Here is a 1,621-nt window from a genome sequence, read left to right on the forward strand (position 1 = left end):
AAAAACATACTAAGATTAGTACCACAGGACCCGGCCAGGTCCTGTGGTACTATTTTCATATAGTAGGAGTGGAGATCAGGTCGACGAGGTTTTAGGATTTAGAATCCGGAATAAAAACGGGCCAGCTCCACTATCCTTATCTGAATCAGGTTCAGTATGTGGGATCTTCGAGATCGAGTATGAGAAAAGGGAATCGATGAGGATACGTGGTCACTTCTGCTTAAAACAAAGGAGGAGAACCAAATGAAAAGTGTCATCGCATTTGATGTCAGTATGGGACACAGCTACATGGTCGTCTATGATGCTTGGCAGCACTGTATATTTGAAGGGGATATCACGCATACCAGATCGGCTTTTGATAATGTCCGGATCCAGATTGAGACGCAACGGAAACAGGATGGCGTCCTGCCTGATATTGTATTTGAAGCCACAGGGGTCTACTCAAAGGCATTGGAACGCTTCATGCAGGCATGCGGGTTCGAGTATGCGCTGCTCAATCCACTGGCGGCCAAGATGCAGAGCCTGTCCATGCGGATGCACAAGACGGACCGGAGTGATGCCCATAAACTCGCCCAGGCCTGTTTTACCCATCCGCCCCGCAACAAGCAGGTTCAAGAAGGGTATTACGAAGAAATGCGCAGCCTCTCCCGCCACTACGCTGAATTGGAGCAGGAGATTGTCCGACTGAGAACCCGGATCCATGCCCTGGTTCAGATGACCTTCCCGGAACTGGAGCAGCTCTTTACCCGAACTTCCGACCTGTATCTTTCCATCCTCCAACTGTTTCCGCATCCGGATCGGGTGACTGTGCTGTCCAGAACGAAAGTGAAGAATATGATCCTCGGCAGCACCGGGAAGCGCCAGTCCCGAAAACGCGCAGAAGAGAAAGCCGATCAGCTGATGTCGGCGGCCGCAGATGCCTATCCGGCACTGTCTACAGATGACGTCCGAATTGAACAGCTCAGAAACTATGCTGCACGCTGTCAGACCCTGCTGGAGCTGAAGCACCGGCTCATCCAGCAAATGGTCGCCATGTCTCAGGAACAGGCGGAATACCATATCCTGAAGAGCTTTCCAGGGATTGCAGACATTACAGCGGTCCGTATCATCGCTGAAGCCGGAGACATCCGCCGGTTCGACACGGCCAATCAGCTGAATGCCTATACCGGCATCGACATCCGCCGCCATCAATCCGGCACCCTTCTGTACAAGGATAAGATCAATCGGCGCGGCAATAAGCATCTAAGGAAAATCCTGTACTACATGATCGAGAATATGATCCGGAACCAGAGGCACGCGGATAACCATCTGGTGGACTACTATCGGAAACTAAAAAAGCAACCCCATGGTAAACACCATAAGGTTGCCTGCATCGCCTGTGTGAACAAGTTTTTGAAGTGCCTCTTCCATCTTGTCACCGTTGGACAGCGATATGATTACGCTGTGGCCACCCACCACTGCGTCAATTCGTAACTCAAGTATACCACAGCCCCTGCTCCGAAAAAACTGAAAAAGCAGGGCCTATTTGGCATGCCGACATCCCTATCCAGCGGGGCGCCCCGCTGGATAGGGATGAAAAATATGGAATATATGCTTGTAATCTATTGACTAATCGTAAGAA

General features: G+C 50.7%; 1 protein-coding gene. It reads left to right on the forward strand.

The features are described from left to right. Positions 1-243 precede the first annotated feature (243 nt). Entirely contained in the window at positions 244-1,473 is a 1,230-nt protein-coding gene (locus ABD734_RS07765) for an IS110 family RNA-guided transposase (protein WP_344703124.1), read from the forward strand. Positions 1,474-1,621: the final 148 nt, after the last annotated feature.

It is taken from the genome of Salinicoccus jeotgali (genome assembly GCF_039538805.1).
GTDB lineage: Bacteria > Bacillota > Bacilli > Staphylococcales > Salinicoccaceae > Salinicoccus > Salinicoccus jeotgali.